Source organism: Halalkalibacter oceani, from assembly GCF_040544555.1.
GTDB lineage: Bacteria > Bacillota > Bacilli > Bacillales > Bacillaceae_D > Halalkalibacter > Halalkalibacter oceani.
This window is the reverse complement of the sequence record NZ_JBEPKD010000025.1, coordinates 1-17777: the sequence shown is the minus strand read 5'-3', so window position 1 is coordinate 17777 and position 17777 is coordinate 1. Positions and strand designations below refer to the sequence as shown.

Here is a 17777-nt window from a genome sequence, read left to right as displayed (position 1 = left end):
TATTGAAGGAGGAGAAGCACTTGAAGCAGCTGCACTATCAAACAGAGGGCGAGCTGACAGACGAACGTCTTAAACTCACTTATGGCTCCCAACTGATTTTTGAAGGATACACCGATGATTTGGTCACCTCCGCCTCAGGTGATCTGCAATTGAAACTGAACTTTGGCACGAAGGAGATTTCCAGGGTCAATGCGCGAAAGCTTGGCGACCATATTATCTGGACACCGGAACTGCCTCTGCCCGGCAAAGATTCATATGTACCTCTCCTGTTTACCGAGCGGCAATTTACTGAGCTATGGACAGCCCTGCGCTACGATCCGGCAGCCGACCTTGCGCTGGTCTCTGACATCAGCTTGGATGAGCTAAAACGGATATGGCTGATTCCCGCCGTAGCGGAGCCTCAGCTTACTGACCTCGCCGACCTCGCTCGCTCAGTCAAGGAACAGATCATTGCCTGCTCAGACGAGTTGGAAGAGCAGCAGCAATACTTAGAGCAATTAATCGAAGAAGACTGGTCGAAGATGGATACGCTACGTCTCCAAGCAGTCGAGAGCAGCCCGGACTGGAAAGATGCCACAGCTTACCTGAACGATGGCAGCGAATGGATCCCCCTTAAAATCGACCTTGATGGCACGCAGTACCTTTATTTAGGGGCTGGGATTTGTTTACGTACATAAGAAAAAAAGACGGAGTGAAAGGGGCTAAATCCCGTTTCGCTCCGTACTTTTCATGTACCTTAAAGGGTACTTCCTAGCTTTACTCTCCTACAGCAAGTGCGGCTGTCTCATTCATTAATGTCCCTCTTACCGCGATTCGCTCCTGTCCTCCGCGCGTGCATGTGATCAGCGTAATCTCCCGCCGGAATGGATGGTCTTCCAATATTTTCAGATAAGTTGGTTCGATTATTTCTGTAGAGAATACTTGGTACTTATATGTTTTATCATTCGCATGCAATAAAACCGTATCGCCTTTGTCTATCTCCGGTAAGCGGCTAAAATGACGCTCAGCCCGATATCCTCTATGCCCTGCAATCGTAAAATTCCCTTCCCCCGGTACTTGCTCCTTTTTTATTTGCGTGAGCGCTACCTTCAGGTTTTGCTCTGTTGTCTCAGGTAAGACAAGCTGATTAAGATCAATGACCGGGATTTCAAGCCTCATCACCTGTTCGAGCTCGTTCTCGGTCATCGTCTTCCCCATCACATTCACTTCGATATTGCTCTGCTCCGAATCAGCAACGAGAGAGAGGGCTTCTTCCAAAGCCCTCGCGTCTCGATTACTTTGCCATTCAGATAAAAAGGGAATCAGAATCAGGATGAAGCCAACCAGCAGCAGCCAGATACCGATAATTAATTTGCTTTGACTGTTCCTCATATCAATCACTTGATCCCTTACTCAATTGTTTTGAATCGGCGATGAAGAAGAATTCCGCCCCCGAGCATGAGGGAAATGACTCCAAGGATTAGCATATAAAGAAGTTTTTCTTCCCCTGTTTGCGGAAGCTGCTGTCCTGAATTAGTTTCTTTTTCTAACACTGGCTCGCGGTCATTTGGCGTCTTCCCCTCTCCAGCGCCGCCGCCATTCGGATGTTCCTCATCATCTTCTTTCCCGCCATCCCCCGGGTTATCTCCGGATCCAGGACCCGGCTCTGGTTGATCATCTCCGCCATTGTCACCCGGCTCTTCCGGATGACCTGGATCATCACCGTCTCCATGATCACCAGGCTCCTCACCATCATTGCCACCTGGTTCTTCCTCGTCGTGATCACCCGGTTCTTCACCATCATGATCGCCCGGCTCTTCTGGATCTTCGTCTTCCACCTCGTCCGGATCCTCAGGCGGTCTTGGTCCACCTCCTCCTCCACCAGAGCTGCGGCGCTGATTTTCAACAAGAAGTTTAACGCTCTCCTTTTGGTCTACTTCAATTATGAATGGATGGGGTGTCTGGTCAAGCCGATAGCCGGCCGGTGCCTTCGTTTCGATAAATTGATAGGAGCCCGGTCGCAGTTCATCGACAACGAGCTTTCCATTTTCGTCTGTCGTTAACCCCGCTTGCAACGTTACGCCGTGGCGGTTCTGCAACTCAAATTCCGCCCCGGCAAGCACATTTCCATGATTTCGGCGATCAACCTTAGTTAGTTCCACAGCGCCCGGTATCAATTGATTCTCGATGCTAACAATCAGCCGCTCTTCTTGCCCTTTGACAATCGTAAATTCAAACGGTTTAGCAGGAAGCATGTAATGTTCGGCTGCTTTCGTTTCCACAAATTGATACGTTCCCGGCCGTAAGTCGCCAACAATCAGCCTGCCGTCCTGATCCGTCGTTAAGCCGGTCTGTAGCGTCGTTCCTTGACTATCTTGAAGCTCAAATTCGACTCCTTCCAAAACTAGTGTCGGTTCGTCCTTGTCAGCTTTTACAAGCTCAACCGCTCCCAATACAATCGTATTTTCCATTTGCAGCTTGATCAATTCAACTTGGTTGTGAGTGATCGTAAATGGAATTGGCGTCTGATCAAGCTCATATCCGAAAGGAGGAATGGCTTCAACGAATTGATACTCGCCCGGTTCCAAGTCGTGACGTAATAACAAACCGTCTTCATCCGTCGTCAGTTGCTCAAGCGTCACAAATTCATTTCCTTGTTTTTGCTGCAACTCAAACACAGCTCCCTCTAATGTTTCCCGTGTATCTTGATCAAGCTTCTCAAGCTGAACCGCCCGCTTCAGCTTTCGGTTTTCAACTTTGACTGCATTGTCCCCATCAATTGCCACAAGCAATGTGTCCGTAATGCCGACGACATACCCTTCCGGGGCCTTGGCTTCCTTCAATAAATATTCGTCATACAACAAATTCTCAAATTTCACCTTCCCGTCAGCTCCGGTTTCCAACGTTCTGATGGCAATGGTTCCCGAACTGTCATAGAGCGTAAAACGCGCGCCCGCTAACGGTTTATCAGTTCCAGCAGCGACCTTCGTCACTTCGAGGCTTCCTGTTACACCGCTCCCCGTTCCGGAGCCATCCGTAAATCTGACAATAATCGTTTCATTTGATTCTGTTTCTTCTATTGTAATATGCTCGCCCGATAAAACTGCTGTATTCGTCACGCTATCTTCATGCTTAGCACTAATATAAGATTGATATTCCAGAAGATAGGCACGATCAAGATCGCGCTTGAAGTGAAGCTTAAAGTACTCCACGTTCTCATCCTCTAAAAATTCAAGCAGATAATCCTCGCCAAAATTCAATTGCTCTCCCTTTGATAGATTGCCTTCTTCATCGACATTCGTCGCATAAAGCTTAAATGAATCGCGCATTAAAATTTGATTCGAGCTTGGCCGGTCGGTCAATACAGCATTGGAAATATGTGACTGGCTATAATTGATCTTCACTTGCCAATCGATGACCTTACCATGTTGCGTTCCTGTTTTCCCTGTGAATTCGCCGCCATGGTTAATGGAAAGCGAAGCATGAAGCTCAAGTGGGTCATCGTTATCACTTTGAACTGTCGCGCTATTATGATAGCGGTCTTTAATAAGCTGCTCCGCTAAACTTGTTTTGTACGTGATCCAATATGGTGTTGTGATTGTGCCCGGGAATGAGATTTCAAATCCCGGCTCCCCATCATCACCCTCTATCATTCTAAGTGAATAATCCGTATTCGGCTGCAATGGTCCTCCGAGCTTCACCCCGTCAGCACCACCTGTCAACTCCATATGATAGACTGTTATCGAGTCTTCAAGAAGTTGCTGATTGCCTTGAATGTAATCTGTTACGACAACATTCTTCAGTTCGCTCAAGTTATAATTCAAGCCGACATTCCATGTAATTTCCTTTGTAATCGCATTGTAGGAGCCATACTTAAAGCCATTGTTTTGCGTATACCGATCCGGGTTGAACACGGCCTCCGCTTTGAGTTCCCTGTCCTTCCCATCAACATCCGTCCACGTTAAAAGGGCTTCATTGATGAAGTTTTTCGTTTTATCTTGACGTGTCTCATACTCAAAGCCTGTTGTGTATGTTATCGTATGCGGCTTACTGATTGGGCTTAAAAATGTAATTGTAAAGCCGGCATCAAGAGGAAGCCGTTCAAGCTCATAATCCTGTTCTTTTTCCAGAGGTCCATCAGGGCCCGTAATAACCAAGCTGTCTTCAATAAAGCTTAACCCTTTATTCGTAAATTCATCTGTCAGCACAACGTTATTCATTTCGTGAGAGTCTTTATTAAATGCAATCGTCCAATTCGTTGTTTTCTCTTTATAGTCAGCATCTCTGTTGCTCTTTTCAAGAATCTGCTGCCTGATAGGCTGCACTCCAGAGGATTCTTGTTCGCCGAATTCTACTTTATTTTTGACTGTGTCGCCTTGATAGACACGGTCTTTTGATCTCGTTTGATAAATAATTTTATAGGCATGGGAAATGTCCTCATTAAATTGCAGCTCAAACCCGTTTTTGCCTGGGTTAACGGAATAATTGGCAAAATCAATCTGTCCAGCTTCCTCTCCGTTTTCATTAATCTCTACTTGATACACGTTAAAGGAGCCGTCAACAAGCTCATGACTAGCTGAAAACAGATCAGTTAATTTCGCCGCGTCTTTAGGAATTGATTTTTCATTGTAGTTAAATTTGATTTCCCACGTAATGACCTGATTAGGAGCATCATAATGAGCAGCTCTCTTTTCTAACGGCTTCCCGCGACGGGTCTCTACTTCCGCCGAAGCTTCCCGATCAGAGACATTGTCGCCTTTTAAAATCGCTTTATTTTTATAAGAGGTGGCGTTCTCATCAATGACATCCGTTTTAAAGGTAACCCGATAGGCGGTTGAAATGTCGCCAAAGACGAGCGGGAACGTGCCATCTCCAACGGCTACTTGATCGCCCTGCACCGCACTGCCATCGAGCTGCATATTCAGCTCATACACTTCCATTGAGCCTGGCTGAAAGGCCTGACCGTCCTCAATCGGATCATCCAGAACGGCTCCTTCGATCGAATCAAGTCCTTTGTTTACATCAATCGTCCATGTAATTTCTTTTGCATTATAGCCTTTGTCCGGAGTTCCGCGCTTTTCCAGCGTGCTGCCTGGTCGCCCTTGAAAATGAATGGGAATGACGGCAATGACCCGATCTTCGACCTCGAAGATGATTTCCTGAATAATGTCTCCGCCAAGATCCTCCCGAAACCCTGTCCAGAACGTAAGCGTACCGATAATGTTAGAAAGCTGCTCAATTTTGTCATTGAACGTCATCGTTACTTTTCGATCCATCCCAAGCTCAAATGCTCCCACATTAGTCGAGCCGAAGACGAGTTCTCCGTCCACCTCATTATAGACTTCAAAAACGTCAGGCAAATAAAAAGTAAAGGTAGAACCTGCTTTGTAGCCGTGACCGTTTTCTAATTTCCAATTAAAATGGAGCTCAACAATGTCACCTAACGAGGGCTGATTGCCTGGATGTTCTTCGTAATGAATCTCGTTGCCATCTTCATCCTTCAACAGGACGCTCGTAATAATCGTTTCTGAAATGATAGAGGGATCATTTTGTTCAAGAAACTCATCTAACAGCCCCTCTTCGTCCTCGATGACCTCAGCCTCTTCCTCAACTGGCTCCTGATCCGTTTCTTCCTCCAGAACGTCCTCCGCACTATCTTCCTGGCCTTCCCCAGCTTCTGTCTCCTGATCTACATCGCTTGGGTTGTCTGCATCCGGCTCAGTTGATTCCATTCCCTCATCATCATGACCGGCTTCTGGATCTGGATGTTCTTCCTTGGTTCCGTCTTCAGCATCCGGCTCGTTCCCTTCCTCCATTTCATCTGCTGAATTGGAGTCCTGTCCCTGTTCGTTTCCTTCTTCCACTCCGTCCTCTGAACCGAAGTCCTCCTCCACTTCTGCTGTCTCTTCCTCAGAAGCAGGAAGCTCTTGCTCTTCCTGTTCTCCAGGCATTTCAGCTTCTGCGGCTTTTATCTTGTCAGTGAAAGCAATCGTGCTCGTATATGCCTTTCCACCGGCAGATATGCTAAGTTGCATGTGATCACGGTCCTGGACCATCCCCTGATTGAAGCCAGCCTTGAGCGTAAATATGCCTTTTCCTTGTTGCTGGCTGTCGACCGTCGCTGTAATGGTTCCATTCGTAGTGGCGCGATACGTCCCAACGTTCGTCCCGCCTTCTCCGTTTAAGACACCACTTTGTTCCTGAGAGATTGTTAGTTCCTTAGGCAATGTCAGCGAAAATGTTTCTTTAGTGACATGTTGATTGAGTTCCCAACCAATATGTACATGGACTAACGAGTTTTTATCCACTGCCGTACTTTCATCAATGCGTTTGCCATTTTGATCCGTCAGCACTACATTTGTAAAAATTGATTGTTGCGAAGCACTTGCGCGAGGTACCATTCCCATATTTAGCGTCAGTGTTTGCATGACAAACAGCAAAATAAAAGCAGCTAAACCAATTTTTCTAACCAATTGCTGCTTCCTCCTTTTCCTTCCGAAATTAAGCCTTACATGATTCGGCTTTTACTGTGTCATCATAAGCAAGCACTCTTATTCAGCTCTTTATCTTTTCTTACAAAACACTTATACAACGCCCGTTTCCCATGAAATGCCCGTTCGTGAAAAAGAAAATATTTGCACTTCGCAGACATTTAGAACTATGCTAAAAGGATCATTTTATCTTTCTGATTGATAAAGCTGCTTTCAATCGACAAATATTGAATGGAAGTTATAGTAAGTTACTTGTAATATAAAAATTAAAATTATTTAGGAAGAAAGAGGGAATGTCATGATTCGAGCAATCGTTGTTGAGGATGAAGAACTCTCTCGCCAAAGATTGGTCCGAAATTTAGAGGAAGTAGATGTTACTGTTGTCGCTTCATTTTCCAGCGGTGAGAAAATGATGAAGGAATTAGCGATGATCGATTTCGATGTCGCCTTTTTGGATATTGAAATGCCAATGATAAACGGGTTAGAGTTATCCAGCGAAATACAAAAGTGGAAGCCGACCGTTCAAATTGTGTTTGTCACCGGCTATACAGATTATGCCGTAGCTGCTTTTGAACAAGATACGGTCGATTACATACTAAAACCGATCCTGCGGCACCGTTTAGAGAAAACGATAGCGAGAGTGAAGAAAAAGCTGGAACAGACTAATAGCCTCTCCGTTCCTCCAAAGGTAATGGAGAATGCGCCGTTACAAATCAACTGCTTTCATCATTTCTCTGTAAAAATCTACAATACACCGGTCAAATGGAAGACATTGAAGGTTAAAGAGTTATTCGCTTATCTGTTTATGCACCTTAACACTCCTGTACACCGGGACACAATTATTGACCAGCTGTGGACTAACCATGAATATCGGAAAGCAAAAATCCAGCTGCATACCTCTCTGACCTATTTAAGAAAATTGCTTGCTACGATCGGAACTGAAGAGAGTATTACTTTTTCGAGCCAGTATTATCAGCTGTCTCTCGCAAATTATCAATGCGATGCTGATACTTTTGAACATACACTTGACACCTGTCATGCAGTCAATCATGAAACGATTAACACCATTGAGAAGACGCTTGAGCTTTACACCGGGGGCAATCTCGAGCAGGAGGGGTATGAATGGGCTCACGCCAAGGCGAGCTATTTACATGAACGAATGATCGTGCAGCTCGACAGACTGGCCAGCTATTTTGAAGAAGCCGGGCTATCCTCCTCGCAGATCAAATACCTTCATTGGCTGCAAAGGCTGAGTCCGTACGCTGAACATGTCGTGCAAAAATTGATGATCGCGTATACGAAAGCCGGTTCCCGAGCGAAGGCGCTCCAAGTGTATGAACACTTTAAAGCTACCATTCTTAACGACATCGGCCTCGAGCCGGAAGAAAAAACGCAAAGGCTGTATGCGCGTATCCAGCATGGTCAATGAGTGCTTCCATGGAAATACCACCAGAAGGCTACTCGTTCACATTCTAAAAAAGAAGACTGATTTACATAAGGAACTTGCAGGCAGATCATCCAGGCTTTTTTCTCCTGCTCATTTGTTGAAATCGTTTTCAAAAGGATTCATACGAAAAGCATCCCGGAAGGCCTCGGCCCTGGGATGCTTTTCAACTTTCTTATTGAAGTAGAGCAGGCGCTTTTCGATGCCGCGTTCCTTGCTCGTATGAGTAACCGAGTTTAAGTAATGTCGGTTCTTCAAAACGGCCAGCCAGCAATTCAACGCCAACCGGTGTTCCAACAGACGTATATCCGGCCGGAAGAGAAATCGCCGGAAAGCCGCTGAAGGCCGAGAGACGATTATTTGCGCCGGAAGTCTGGCTTTGACCGACCATTGCCGCCGGATGTGTCGTTGTCGGATAAACAATTGCATCCAACTCATGATCGGCCATCACTTTCATAATCGATTCCTGCGTGAGCCTTGTGCGGAAAAGAACAATATCCTTATACTCTTCTTCATCCAATGATTCGCGCTCATTTCTTGCAATCAAGGAATCTCTCATTGAATCTTCAATGTCACCGGATTCAATAATATCGGTTAACGATTGATGGGCGGCGTCCGGTCCCAATTCAGCTAGATAATCATTTAATTGGAATTTGAATTCCCAGCTGCTCAAGCTTGGATACTGACTGATTTCCTCAAGATTCGGCAAGGTAATGTCAATCATTTCCGCACCGAGACGCTCCATATCCCGGACAGCCTGCTCGACAAGGCGATTAACCTCCTCACTTTCAGCCGCATCACTAAACAGCTCGCGAGCGACGCCAATTCGCGCTCCTTGCAGGCCATCAACATCCAGATAATCAGTATAACTAGCCGGGATTTGTCCTTTGCTCCACGCGGTCACCACATCTTTCTCATCATAGCCCGCGGTCACATCAAGCATATGCGCCGCATCCGCGACCGTCCGCGCGAGAGGCCCGCCGACATCCTGTGTCAAGGCTAACGGAATGATGCCGTCGCGGCTCGTTAGCCCGATAGTAGGGCGGATCCCGACCAGGCTGTTAAAGGCGGCCGGAATCCGGATTGACCCGCCGGTGTCCGTCCCAAGTCCGGCAACAGCAAAGTTCGCCGCCAGCGCCGCCCCTGTTCCACCACTTGATCCACCGGGCAAATAATCGAGATTATACGGATTAAGCGTCTGCCCGCCGAGTGAGCTGACCGTTGTAATACCGAATGCAAATTCATGCAGATTCGCTTTCGCAATAATGATCGCCCCAGCGTCTTTCAATAGCTTAATTTGCTCGGCATCATCAAGCGGGAAGGAATCTTTTAAACATAGGCAGCCGGCAGATGTTGCCATATCTACTGTATCAAAATTATCCTTCACGACGACCGGAATCCCGTGCAGCGGGCTGCGCGGTCCGCTTACAGCGCGTTCCTCGTCCAATTCCCGCGCAATCGCTTCGGCCTCCGGGTTAATCGTAATAATCGAATTAATCGCCGGCCCTTGCTGATCATATAAGTCAATCCGCTCAAGATACATTCCGACAAGCTCTTCGGCTGTCAGCTTCCCACGATCCATCGCCGCCTGAATATCGGCAATCGTCGTTTCCTCAAGCTCAAATGGATCGAGATAGTGATAGACACGAAGAGCAAATACAGCTGCCTGGGCCCGGGTCAATGTATCGCCATAGCCAAAGTGGCTTTCGCTATAGCCAGTAATGATTCCTGTCTGCTGAACCGCGCCAATATCTCCGGCATACGGACTGGAATTAGGCACGTCGCTGAAACCTTCAGCCTGCTTTTCCAATCCAAGTCCCAGATTCATATAATAAGCCGCTTCTTCCCGTGTGAGAGGTGTGGCATCGCCGCTGCCAAGCGACACGTCCACTTCATGCTCTGCAAAGACGCGCGATAAAATCGTTGAAAACTGAGCAGTCGTGACTTCCTCGTTTGGCCGGTATGTTCCATCAGGATACCCGTTGACCAATTGAAGGTCATAGGCCTCCATAATATCCTGCCCCATTTGCCCCTGTATGTCGGAAAAGACATCCGTTTCCGCCAATGTCGGGAGCGGACTCACGAACAGCACCGATAAAAATGAAATGACCATAAACAGTTGTTTCATCTCGTTTCGCATAGTTCCCTCCTAATTGAATTAAAGTTAAAAAGAAAAACAGCAGCTTCTTTCCACTAAAGTGCGCCCAGAAAGGAATCACTGCAAGGGGCCGGGCAAAAAGGTTGTTTTGTTCCCTTTATGCCCGACCCCTTCCTTCAAAGGTCTATGGCTTTCGCTGACCATCGGACTACTAAGCTTAATATTCGTTAAAGTACCTCTGAATCTCAGCCGGGTCATCGGTTTCTGTCAAAGCAAGCATTAATAGAATACGGGCCTTTTGCGGGTTAAGAGAATCAGCCGTTAAGGCGCTTCTTTCCGAAACCGTACCATTGCCGACGCGGGTCGAGCGCACGACATGAACACCTTTTTCTGTTGCGGCTTGGGCCCCTTCCGCGCTAATGCTTGACATCGAACCATTACCTGATCCGGCGACAACAATTCCTTTTGCCCCATTTTCAACAGCGGCATCATACATATAGCGATTGTCATTCTGGTAGCCGTAAATAATATCAACCTGCGGCAATGTTGATAGATTGCTAATATCAAAGACGGTTTCCGTCGTATGCTTACGTGTTGTTTCGTTATAAAAATACGGTTTGCCGCCAACAATTCTTCCTAAATAGCCTTGCTCGGTTGAGCGGAACGTATCCAGCGCCGTCGTGTTTGTTTTCGTTACTTCCCTCGCCGCGCCGATCCGGTCGTTAAAGGTTACAAGGACGCCTCGGCCTTTCGCTTCTTCATCTCCCGCTACGAGTACAGCGTTGTAAAGATTCATCGGACCATCGGCGCTAATCGCCGTCGCCGGTCTCATTGCTCCTACGACGACAACCGGCTTCTCACTTTTGACAACGAGATTGAGGAAATAGGCTGTTTCTTCAAGCGTATCCGTACCATGAGTGACGACGATTCCATCAACTTCGTCGGTAGCCAGCAGTTCGTTGATCCGTTTGCCCAATGTAAGAAGAGTGTCATTCGTAATGTTCGGACTGCCGACACTGACGATTTGCTCGCCACTAATGTTGGCGATCTCCTCCATCTCAGGAACCGCTTCAATCAAAGTTTCAATCGCAATCGCGCCGGCCTGGTAACCAGTCGTAGCCGTATTGGAAGGCGCGGAACCGGCAATTGTCCCTCCTGTCGCCAAAATCGCGACGTTCGGCAATTCGTTATCTGCAGTGAAGTCAAGCTCTTCAGCCGGTGCGATATATTCATACAGTCGAACCGCCAAAGCCGCCGCCTGAGCGCGGGTCAGCGTGTCGCCATAGCCGAAGCGCTCCGCCGAATAGCCGGTGATCAGCCCCGTGTCGGCAATCGCGCCAATATCTCCGGCATATTCACTTTCATCCGGGACATCACGGAAGCTTTCATTTGCTGGTTCAAGCTGTAAACCAAGATTCATATAATGGGCAGCCTGCTCTCTTGTAATCGGAGTCGCATCTCCTTCTTCAAGTTCCACGCTCATTCCACTCTCCTGGAACACTCGTGAAAGAATAATCGAAAATTGACCCGTCGTTACCTCAGCTTGAGGCCGATATGTACCATCTGGAAATCCATTTACGAAATGTAACTCGTACGCTGCGATGATTTCATCCTTCAGCGCTCCTTCCACATCCGAAAAGACCTCATTGGCTAATGTGGTCAGCGGGGTCACCGCCAGAAAAAAGAGCAACGAGATGATCATCAGCATATGTTTGCCTTTAAGCTGCATTTTTTTCCTCCTTTTTGAAATAATCACCACCCATTTTAAAATATTTCGCTAAACTAAATACATATTTTTGACAGATTTTCTAACAGAGCTTTTTTCTTACTGGTCAAAAAAATCGTGAAACAGACAATCGCTTTCCTTAAAAAAAAATGGTGGTTTGGCTCAATTTCACAAGGGCGCTCTGTTGAATTCCATTAAACAAGCGTATCCAAAACGGCGTTATCCTCCTTTGGACGAAGGCGGTTTCCCCTATTTAAGAAGATGACCCTTTGTCTGTTCTTTTGTACGCTAAGACTACCGCGGAATCTTGCAGAAGCGCTTCTGAAAAAGGAAAGAGCGATGCATGATCAACCATTTGAACAACTTGTAACAGATTACGAGCCATTACTGAAAAGCTGTATTCAAAAGCTGAACCTTTACCGGGATTACGAGGAGTATTACCAAATCGGAATGATCGCCCTCTGGACCGCGTATTGCCAGTTCGATCCTGAAAAGGGAGCATTCCCTGCCTATGCACAGAAGGTTGTCCGTGGGCATATGCTAATGTTTATGAAGAAAGAACAGCATTTCAGCGAGCGCCATTTGCTGCATGATGACGACACCACATATCGACTCGCCGATCACGATGCAGAAGAAGCGTTTGAAGCGGTCACCGCACCGCTTGAGGAGTATCTTCATCCTCTTTCAGCCCGGGAACGGCTATGGGTTTTGGAAACCTTTGTCCAGCAAAAAAAGCTCGGTCAAATTGCGACCGAGCAGGGCGTATCCCCCAATACTGTTGCATCCTGGCGGAAACAGGCGCTAAAGAAATTGCGCGATAGGTTCAAGCCTCTCCACCGGGAGGCCGGTGCCGACGGAATGTAGACTAAAACGGACTTAAAGGCTGGGCACAACCATTTGTCCCAGCCCGGCACCCTCTTTCTTTTAGTAGTTTTTCGGCTTATGCCGTAAGGACCTTGCCTGGAAATATCCGAGGCACGCCCGGCTAACTAGAAGCTGTGAGCGGAAAGAGGCATAGGAAACAGGTAAGGTCAGCTTTAATCCGGTATGAAAATGAATCGTTGTCTTTTCATCCGGGCCGGTACGATCCGGGTAAAGATCAGTGACATGGGCCGTCAAAATCCAGATGCAGTCAATATGCTCAGGTGAATGAGTCGGACTGGCAATCATACTGCCCCGCTCCTGAATGAGGATCGGGAGTTTGTATGTATGCTTCGTGACATAGGCTGCCCACTCCCTTCTGCCGGCATAGGAGGCACCATTCAGCTTGCAGGACTGCTCAATGATCCGCAAAGGAGGCTCCTTCACATAATAAACCGCTTCCATTTCAATGACCTTCGTCTGATATTCCACATCGCGGTGTGGATAGAGTGCAAGGGTCTCTTCATGAATTTCGTACGTACTCACAAAATATGATTTCATTTTCCATTCCCCCATTTTATTATTGTTTCTTGTCAGACCTTGTCCATCGACGACGCAAAACAAAGCAACAATGTGGAAACAAAGAAACATCCCAGTGAGAACAATGCCTGCTACACCTCGTGAACAGGCAGCAACGTGTGCCATGATAGATTTGCAATCTTATCAGCAGCATGCCAGCTTACTATTTTCCTACAGCCTCCACTTCTCTCCCTTCTTCATTAGATCTTCTGTCGACCTAAAGATTTATGAAAATAATACTATTTTCTCCTAAATTATACATCTTTCTCCTTGCAGATCGCAAGTAATTTTTTCATTTTTTTGAAAATTATAGTCTGCATCCTGATCTAAAAGATTGAAGAATCTTTCCCTTTTATTTACTATAAAGGAAACAAACTAAGGAGGGAGTCCTATTTCATTTACCATTTTACTGCAAATTGGGGTATCGTTGCTCGTCTTTCTTTTTTCTCTATTGGCAGCGTGGTATGAAGGGAGTGAACTGTTAATCAACCCGGGAGAATGGGAGTATACGGCGATTTTCACCCAGCTTTTGACCGGCGGCCGGATAGAGGATGCGGGTGAGATTTTGGTGATTGATCATTTTGTCTATGCGCTGAAATTCAGACCGCTGTTTCCCATCCTCCTCTATTTAAGCGGACTCTATTTTGTTAGTTTGCTCGTCTATTTGTTGAGCAAACGCACAAAGGCTTTTTGCTATTATTTATTTGGGGCGGCAGCAATCAATCTGGCGTTATCCCTGCTATTCATCGGCTCTTCGACGGATGGGGTGCGAGTCTTTCTGAATGTGATGTGGCTGGTGACGCTCACAAGCTCGCTTCTCGCTGCTTATTTGCTGCGCAAAACAGGGGTTATCGCAAAAGGCTGATCCTTAGCCTTTCGCGATAACCCCTAAAGCCTTTCCGCCTACGTTTCACTAACCGCTTCAAGGCGGGCGAGCCGTCGTTTATAGACAACCTTCGAGATCGAAATGCTCATTTCATAGAGCAGCGCGAGAGGCGCGAGCACGATCAAGGCGGAAATCAAATCAGGCGGGGTGACGAGCGTCGCCAATAATGTCAGCACGAAGTAGGCGATTTTGCGTGTCTTCGCCAGCCGCGCCGGGTTCAGCAGCCCGAGCCGTGTCAACAAAATGATCAGGATCGGAATTTCAAATAGAAGCCCGATCGGTATCGTTAAATTGAACAAAAAGCCGAAGTACCTTTCGGCTGTGTACATCATCACGAGATGATCCTCCGCCAGCGTTTGCAAGAATGCTAACACGCTCGGGAACAAAATAAAATAACCAAATAAAATGCCGATGATAAAAAATAAAAACACAGCCGGAATGTAAACACCGACGATTCCCTTTTCTTCAGCTGTAATCGCTGGTTCCACGAATTTCCAAAGCTGATAGAGAATCAGCGGCGTCGTGATAATCAACGCGCAGGAGCCGGCAAGCGTGAAGTAAATCCACAGAATGTCACTCGGTCCGAGAATCGCCAGCTGTTGACCTGCCGTTTCGACAATCCAATCATACACGTTAGGAACAAAAGCGAAGGCACCGGCAAAAGAGAGAACAAAAAAAACAAGGATAATAATCAGACGTTTTCTCAGCTCTCCCAAATGCTCCTCCAGCCTGAGCTCTTCCATACACACACTCCCTTTCCCCGTTCACCATGTAAAAATAAGGCAGAGACCGGCCAAAGGTTGTTTATCGTTTGCCCAGTCCCTAAGCAATGAGGAGGCTGCTGAAAAAGGACGGATTTTCACTTTTTCAGCAGCTTTCGCATTCTCACAACTGGCTTTTGACGGATGAAGCTATCGCCAACAGGGCAAAGCTCGTTTTATCTCATCCTCACCGCCTCTTTTTTCTCAAACTATTACTGCTTCTTTTCAGCGCTTTGCAGCTCAGTCGGTTCCTTTTCAGGTTCACCGGACACGAGCTCTCTCGTCGCGCTCTTAAACTCTGTTAACGTTCGCCCGAAAGCCCGGCCGATTTCCGGCAATTTTGACGGACCAAAAATCACGAGGGCAATGATTAAAAGCAGAATCAAACCTGGTATTCCAATATTTTGAAGGAACATATCCTTTCACTCCTCTCTTTTTTCCGTGCCTTATTTAAACGCAACATCCGCTTCTATTTCAATCAGCCAGTCTGAATTCACCAGGCTGCTCACCCCTACCGTTGACCGGGCTACTTTCGGTGTATCCTCCGTATCAAAATACTCGGCATAAGCGTCAAACCATCCCTGATAGTCAAACTCGTTTCCTTTCATCGGATCAGGTGTAATATAGACTCGTAAATAGGTAACATCGGCCAGTGACAGTCCTTTTTCCTCCAGGTCGACTTTAAACTTTTCTAAAATCGACATGGCCTGTGTTTTCGTGTCGCCGTACCGCTCATACAAGGTTGCCCCTTCGCTGTTAATCGCGCTTGGGACTGTGCCGCTAAAGGAAAGAACATTGTAATCGCTTGGAATCGCGACAGAGCTTGAGATCGAAGAAGAAGGGTTTCCAAAAAAAGTCACCTCGGAAAGCTCTTCAATCGCCTGTTTATCACTATTCGCCCCTACTAAGGAACCTATTAGAAAGCTTGTCCCGATAAAACAGGAGGCCAGTGTCATTTTCAACGTTTTTTTCATCTTTACTCATCATCCTCCAGTCATTTTCAAATTAAGCCGATACCGGTTCTTCTTTCATGACTTGTTCGTGAATTTCAGTGACCACTTTGCGTGCCGATTCAAATGCACCTGCCATCCAGCCGGTATAATAGCTTAAATGCTCCCCTGCCAAATAAACGCGTCCTTGAGGTCTGTTCAAGATTGGATAATAGTTCTGCAAATCCGACTCGGAATAGGAAGCCCATCCGCCTTCATTGTACCGGATCTTATGCCACGCTAGAGAGAATCCGGTTTCAAACTCCGCGGCGTACTGAGGATGAATCTTCGTCCCTTGTGCCAGCGCGTGTGCCTGGCGCTCGGCTAATGACATATTGCCCAGCGCCACCGCATTATTTCCGAAGTTATAATAGCCGACCAAAATTCCTTTTTGCGCGAGGAAGTCCGAAGACGGATACCAGATTTGGTTAATATCCATATTCGTCGTCGTGATTCCGCCATAAATGCGATCTTCGTTTTCCCAGAAGCGGCTCTTAAATTGCAGGCCGATTTTTCCGGTCGTCGCATAGCCGATCTGGTTCATCGCATTTTTCATTTCCGCGCTGAAGTCAGCCGGGATTTTTTTCAAAACCGGAAGTGGAATCGTACAGATACAATAATCTCCTGACATCGACTGGGTTCCACCAGATCCGGTGGTGTAGACGATTCGCACTCCACCATTTGTCTGGCGGATTTCGCGGACGATCGCTCCGAATGTGATCTTACCCGGAAGCTTCCTCTCAAGCGCTTTCGGAATTTGATCCATCCCGCCAATTGGCTGGAACATCATCATCTGCTGATTAAAGCTGTATTCTGAACTGAAATTGTTCATCATGCCTGATTGAAGTAAATCAGTAAATGAGTGCAGCTGTCCTAACGTGCCCGGCTGATCCCCGGCTCCCGGAAGCTCCCCGTAACCTCGGTTACTTGAGCCTTGATAAGTATAATCGGATGAAAGTCCGCCTTCTCTCCTTAAGTATTCTAGCAACCGCTCTGCATCCTCACTTGTCAAAGGATCGTCAAGCGCCGATTGATTGACCGCTTTGGCGAGCAGCTCCGCCACATACCCGCGCCCGTCCGCCTTCACTTCATATTTTCTGTAACGTTGATTAGACAGTGCGCCGGCATTCTCCTGATAATAGAAAGCATGCTCGTTTCCATTCGAGAATACTTCCAACGGAACACCAAGCTCCTTACAGTAATCCATCGTCACATGGTGCTGAGGAATCCGCGCCGGTCCGGCATTAAAATAGTGCCCCGGATCGTAAGTCGCTGTTTGCATCTCACCGTTGATTTCCTGCTCTTGGGTGCCCCGGCGCACTGTCCAATTTCGTCCACCGGTGCGCTGACGAGCTTCAAGGATATGGCAGTCATAGCCGGCTTTCCCAAGCTCATAGGCTGCCGTCATTCCAGCAATCCCCGCTCCTAAGATGAGAATCCTCTTCCCATTTCTACCAGTAAGGGCTAAATCTCCTTGAGTCGGAGGCTGAAAGGAACTGGCTGAAGCTGATGTTGATAAAAGCCCAAGTGACTCCATCGCTCCAAATACTGCTACTGCTCCTCCAACCTTTCCAACCCGGTTTAGAAAGTCTCTTCGTGTCATGCCGCGTTTCTGTTCCAAATTAACCCTCCTCTTGTTAGTAGATTCATCATCAGTATAATTTGATCTTTTCTGAATATTTTTTATTTTGTGATATAATTTTACAGACTTTTTTGAAAATTGGTTCCGCTATTCTAACCTGACGATGATGAAAACCCGCGCCATGACAATAAGAAAGCCGTCCAGCAGCTTTTCTGAAAACGCCGGTCAAAGCTGCCCTCCGTCCCTATACCACTTTCCCCCCAAAAAAAACTAGCTTTGAACCTATTGGCAATGGCTTCACACGCCACAAGCCCGTTGTGAGAAACCCACTCACAACGGGCTTTAAAAGATCGTGGCGGTTCCGCTCATTGCTTAGAGGCT

Annotated in this window: 13 protein-coding genes and 1 pseudogene; 4 read left to right on the top strand and 10 right to left on the bottom strand. The window is 47.0% G+C overall.

The window, feature by feature from the left end; all coding sequences use genetic code 11:
• Nucleotides 1–20 precede the first annotated feature (20 nt).
• Nucleotides 21–677 (top strand): hypothetical protein, encoded by a 657-nt coding sequence (locus ABMB67_RS19240; protein WP_354573055.1) that lies wholly within the window; start codon nucleotides 21–23, stop codon nucleotides 675–677.
• Between the two features lie 79 nt (nucleotides 678–756).
• Here ABMB67_RS19240 and ABMB67_RS19235 read toward each other — a convergent pair whose 3' ends face one another.
• A complete protein-coding gene (locus ABMB67_RS19235; protein ID WP_354573054.1) occupies nucleotides 757–1371 on the bottom strand; it encodes a class D sortase in 615 nt (204 codons plus the stop codon).
• Between the two features lie 17 nt (nucleotides 1372–1388).
• Nucleotides 1389–6452, bottom strand: coding sequence for a collagen binding domain-containing protein (locus ABMB67_RS19230; protein WP_354573053.1), 5064 nt, complete (start codon nucleotides 6450–6452; stop codon nucleotides 1389–1391).
• A 316-nt stretch (nucleotides 6453–6768) separates the two neighbouring features.
• Here ABMB67_RS19230 and ABMB67_RS19225 point away from each other — a divergent pair, with 316 nt between their 5' ends.
• A complete protein-coding gene (locus tag ABMB67_RS19225) occupies nucleotides 6769–7899 on the top strand; it encodes a response regulator (RefSeq protein ID WP_354573052.1) in 1131 nt (376 codons plus the stop codon).
• A 190-nt stretch (nucleotides 7900–8089) separates the two neighbouring features.
• Here ABMB67_RS19225 and ABMB67_RS19220 read toward each other — a convergent pair whose 3' ends face one another.
• The 3 genes and pseudogenes from ABMB67_RS19220 to ABMB67_RS23480 all read right to left on the bottom strand — a co-directional run.
• Nucleotides 8090–10054 (bottom strand): amidase family protein, encoded by a 1965-nt coding sequence (locus ABMB67_RS19220; RefSeq protein WP_354573051.1) that lies wholly within the window; start codon nucleotides 10052–10054, stop codon nucleotides 8090–8092.
• Nucleotides 10055–10229: 175 nt separating this feature from the next.
• Entirely contained in the window at nucleotides 10230–11432 is a 1203-nt protein-coding gene (locus tag ABMB67_RS19215) for a type II asparaginase (protein ID WP_435528588.1), read from the bottom strand.
• Between the two features lie 111 nt (nucleotides 11433–11543).
• Nucleotides 11544–11714 (bottom strand): annotated as a pseudogene (locus ABMB67_RS23480) (S-layer homology domain-containing protein); the annotation flags it as partial.
• Nucleotides 11715–12077: 363 nt separating this feature from the next.
• Here ABMB67_RS23480 and ABMB67_RS19205 point away from each other — a divergent pair.
• Nucleotides 12078–12602 carry a sigma-70 family RNA polymerase sigma factor gene (locus ABMB67_RS19205; RefSeq protein ID WP_354573050.1) on the top strand — a complete coding sequence of 175 codons (525 nt, stop codon included), beginning with the start codon at nucleotides 12078–12080 and terminating at the stop codon, nucleotides 12600–12602.
• 60 nt (nucleotides 12603–12662) lie between these two features.
• Here the strand turns inward: ABMB67_RS19205 and ABMB67_RS19200 are convergent, their stop codons facing one another.
• Entirely contained in the window at nucleotides 12663–13160 is a 498-nt protein-coding gene (locus ABMB67_RS19200; protein ID WP_251224369.1) for a competence protein ComK, read from the bottom strand.
• 409 nt (nucleotides 13161–13569) lie between these two features.
• Between ABMB67_RS19200 and ABMB67_RS19195 the strand changes: the two genes are divergently transcribed.
• The gene (locus ABMB67_RS19195) at nucleotides 13570–14043 is read left to right on the top strand and encodes a DUF4306 domain-containing protein (RefSeq protein ID WP_354573084.1); all 474 of its coding nucleotides are present in this window, start codon (nucleotides 13570–13572) and stop codon (nucleotides 14041–14043) included.
• Between the two features lie 38 nt (nucleotides 14044–14081).
• Here ABMB67_RS19195 and tatC read toward each other — a convergent pair whose 3' ends face one another.
• The 4 genes from tatC to ABMB67_RS19175 all read right to left on the bottom strand — a co-directional run bounded on the left by tatC (nucleotide 14082) and on the right by ABMB67_RS19175 (nucleotide 17435).
• Nucleotides 14082–14807, bottom strand: coding sequence for a twin-arginine translocase subunit TatC (tatC, locus tag ABMB67_RS19190; protein WP_251224367.1), 726 nt, complete (start codon nucleotides 14805–14807; stop codon nucleotides 14082–14084).
• Between the two features lie 230 nt (nucleotides 14808–15037).
• Nucleotides 15038–15241 carry a twin-arginine translocase TatA/TatE family subunit gene (gene tatA, locus ABMB67_RS19185; protein ID WP_251224366.1) on the bottom strand — a complete coding sequence of 68 codons (204 nt, stop codon included), beginning with the start codon at nucleotides 15239–15241 and terminating at the stop codon, nucleotides 15038–15040.
• A 30-nt stretch (nucleotides 15242–15271) separates the two neighbouring features.
• Nucleotides 15272–15799 carry a Rid family hydrolase gene (locus ABMB67_RS19180; RefSeq protein WP_354573049.1) on the bottom strand — a complete coding sequence of 176 codons (528 nt, stop codon included), beginning with the start codon at nucleotides 15797–15799 and terminating at the stop codon, nucleotides 15272–15274.
• 31 nt (nucleotides 15800–15830) lie between these two features.
• Nucleotides 15831–17435 carry a flavin monoamine oxidase family protein gene (locus tag ABMB67_RS19175; RefSeq protein ID WP_354573048.1) on the bottom strand — a complete coding sequence of 535 codons (1605 nt, stop codon included), beginning with the start codon at nucleotides 17433–17435 and terminating at the stop codon, nucleotides 15831–15833.
• Between the last annotated feature and the right edge of the window lie 342 nt (nucleotides 17436–17777).

Bases quoted from the DNA above. Each gene is read 5' to 3' on its own strand.
- ABMB67_RS19235 (WP_354573054.1), bottom strand. From the start codon at position 1,371: ATGAGGAACAGTCAAAGCAAATTAATTATCGGTATCTGGCTGCTGCTG.
- ABMB67_RS19225 (WP_354573052.1), top strand. From the start codon at position 6,769: ATGATTCGAGCAATCGTTGTTGAGGATGAAGAACTCTCTCGCCAAAGA.
- ABMB67_RS19220 (WP_354573051.1), bottom strand. From the start codon at position 10,054: ATGCGAAACGAGATGAAACAACTGTTTATGGTCATTTCATTTTTATCG.
- ABMB67_RS19215 (WP_435528588.1), bottom strand. From the start codon at position 11,432: ATGAATCTTGGTTTACAGCTTGAACCAGCAAATGAAAGCTTCCGTGAT.
- ABMB67_RS19205 (WP_354573050.1), top strand. From the start codon at position 12,078: ATGCATGATCAACCATTTGAACAACTTGTAACAGATTACGAGCCATTA.
- ABMB67_RS19200 (WP_251224369.1), bottom strand. From the start codon at position 13,160: ATGAAATCATATTTTGTGAGTACGTACGAAATTCATGAAGAGACCCTT.
- tatC (WP_251224367.1), bottom strand. From the start codon at position 14,807: ATGGAAGAGCTCAGGCTGGAGGAGCATTTGGGAGAGCTGAGAAAACGT.
- tatA (WP_251224366.1), bottom strand. From the start codon at position 15,241: ATGTTCCTTCAAAATATTGGAATACCAGGTTTGATTCTGCTTTTAATC.
- ABMB67_RS19180 (WP_354573049.1), bottom strand. From the start codon at position 15,799: ATGAAAAAAACGTTGAAAATGACACTGGCCTCCTGTTTTATCGGGACA.